The organism is Streptomyces fuscichromogenes, assembly GCF_014645815.1.
Classification (GTDB): domain Bacteria; phylum Actinomycetota; class Actinomycetes; order Streptomycetales; family Streptomycetaceae; genus Streptomyces; species Streptomyces fuscichromogenes.
Window position 1 is genome coordinate 1 of record NZ_BMML01000099.1, and the last position, 1,710, is coordinate 1,710.

General features: G+C 69.2%; 1 protein-coding gene and 2 pseudogenes. 1 reads left to right on the forward strand and 2 read right to left on the reverse strand.

Features of this window, described 5'->3' with window-relative positions:
- A pseudogene (locus IEZ11_RS50315) lies at window positions 1–623 on the reverse strand (hypothetical protein); the annotation flags it as partial.
- Window positions 620–1,444, reverse strand: a complete 825-nt coding sequence (locus IEZ11_RS50320; RefSeq protein WP_229714009.1) for a tyrosine-type recombinase/integrase — start codon at window positions 1,442–1,444, stop codon at window positions 620–622. The pseudogene IEZ11_RS50315 and the gene IEZ11_RS50320, both read right to left, overlap by 4 nt.
- A gap of 86 nt (window positions 1,445–1,530) precedes the next feature.
- Between IEZ11_RS50320 and IEZ11_RS50325 the strand changes: the two are divergent.
- Window positions 1,531–1,710: pseudogene (locus tag IEZ11_RS50325) on the forward strand (inositol monophosphatase family protein); the annotation flags it as partial.

Sequence of the window (1,710 nt, forward strand, 5' to 3'; positions counted from 1 at the left end):
CCCAGCGACCGACTCAAACTGAAATCAGACGAAGGCCCGCAGAACACCCACTGATAGCCCCAGCCGGTCAGCACGGTACGAACGCGTGCGATCTCCTCTTCGACCAGCCGGCACCCGAAGACGCGGCAGGCCAGCGACAACCGGTCGAAGTGCCCCAGATACCGGAAGCCTGCGTAGGCGCCCAGGTGATAGGCGTGGCCGCAGAGGAAGGGCCTCATGTACCCCTCCGCCCAGGTGGGCACCTGTTCCTGGTAGGCCCTGTGGTTGCGGCCGAGGAAATCCAGCCAATCCTGCTCGCTCCAGCCCCAGAAGGTCCGGCCCACATCCGCAGACCTCAGCAGCAGCACGGCGGCCGCGTCGTGCATGGCCCGCCGCGCGTGCACGCTGGGCGGCGTGTCGAAGCTGGCGTTGACATCCTGCAGCGGACGCAGGAGCCGCCCGCTCTCGGCCCACTGGGGAGCATCCGGGTCGTGATGGCGCAACCGGCGCAGGTTCCGCACGCCCAACTCGCGAATGGCACGCTGCTCCGCCTTCGACAGCACGGGCGAGCGGTCGTAGCGGCCCAGGTCGATCGGACACTCCCAGCCTCCGTCGGCGCCCACCGTCAGGGGGGTGATCGTCATCGCGAGGCTCCTCCCGTCGCGTCGTTCGACGTGCCCGCGGCGGCGAGCATCCGTACTCGCCAGGCGTGAATGTGGTCCATCCCGCTCTTCAGCTTCTCGGCGAGATCCCGGCCGGAGAGGTGGATGTACCGCAAGGTCGTGTCGGTGTGGCGGTGCCCGGCGAACGACGCGATGGCGTGCACCTCCCAGCCCATCAGTGCCAGATCGGTCAGACACAGATGCCGGGTGGTGTGGGTGGAAAACCGTTCGACACCGGCCGTCAGCGCGAGACGGCGCACCACCTTCGACCACGTCCACAGACTCAGCGGCTGACCGTGGTTGCGCCGCGACTCCGACAAGAACAGCGGCCCCCGCGACCGGCTGATCGCCGCACGACGGGCGAGGTAGTCGGCCAGCAGCACACCCGTCGGCACGGAGTACGGCACCACGCGCTCCAGCCGGTTCTTCGTCGTCTCCGCCCGTACCCGTACCGTCCGGTGCGCCGGATCCAGATCACCGGTGCGCAGCGAGCACAGCTCCTCCCGGCGCAGCGCCGCGTCGTAGGCGAGCGCCAGCATCACCCGGTTCCGCACCGGCTCACACCGCGCGACCTCCAGCAGGTCCAGCCACTGCTGCTCAGTCGGGATCCAGGGCAGCCTGGAAAACCGCGGCACCAGCCCCCGCTGACCGCCCGCGCGCCGACCAGGCGTGTACCGCCCTCGGCCCACGGGGTTGGACTCTCGCAGCCCTTCCTCGACGAGGAAGTCGTAGAACAGGCGCACCGGCACCAGACGCTGCTGGATCGTCGCGTTCGCCAGCCCCGCCCCCGACTCAATGGACACGACGTTCGCCCCGCGGCGATGCGGCCTAGTGCTCTGACCGGGAAGGTTCGCCGGGGCGGCAGCTTCGCCTCGATAGTCTGCACGGCGTGATCGACTCATACGCGAGCTCCGACGATGCCGCAGTCGCGATAGCCGGGGCGCGGGCTGGCGCGGACGTGGTCCGCAGCATGTATGGCCAGCGGCTCAGCCGCATCGACAAGGGTGCCGGGGACTTTGCTACCGCCGCCGATGTGGAGGCAGAGAAGACGATCCTCGGCGTCATCCGT